Source organism: Xanthobacter autotrophicus (genome assembly GCF_030015065.1).
Lineage (GTDB): Bacteria > Pseudomonadota > Alphaproteobacteria > Rhizobiales > Xanthobacteraceae > Xanthobacter > Xanthobacter autotrophicus_D.
This window is the reverse complement of record NZ_JAIVFN010000567.1, coordinates 1-388: the sequence shown is the minus strand read 5'-3', so window position 1 is coordinate 388 and position 388 is coordinate 1. Positions and strand designations below refer to the sequence as shown.

Annotated in this window: 1 protein-coding gene; it reads right to left on the bottom strand. The window is 29.4% G+C overall.

Translation table 11 applies throughout. The annotated features are described in order from the left end of the window. The coding region (locus K9U40_RS24540) for an NAD(P)H-hydrate dehydratase (RefSeq protein WP_282892638.1) at window positions 1–187 on the bottom strand (187 nt) is incomplete at its 3' end. Between the last annotated feature and the right edge of the window lie 201 nt (window positions 188–388).

Genomic DNA, 388 nt, shown 5'->3' with positions numbered 1-388 from the left:
GTGTAGCTACAGTGATTAAACCACTACCGCTAAATACACATGCACGAGCCGCTAACATAATGGCACCACCTAAGTTAGCAGATCCACCAATTAATAAAATTTTGCCATAATCACCTTTATGTGAATCTTCTTTACGCTTAGGAATGTTAATAGAATTTAACGTTTCCATAGTGATATAACCTCCCATGTAAAAGCCTTTTCCGAATTTATTCAATTTTAAAAATATATAGTAACTTTTAACAAAATGTATTATAAATTTCTGAATTCATTATTATTTGTCGTTAAATACAATAGAAAATACTATACCTGTATATGCAATTCGTCAATAGATAAATTATTAAATATGCTTACAACAATCTTAATATCCTTTAACGCACTACAATAGTGC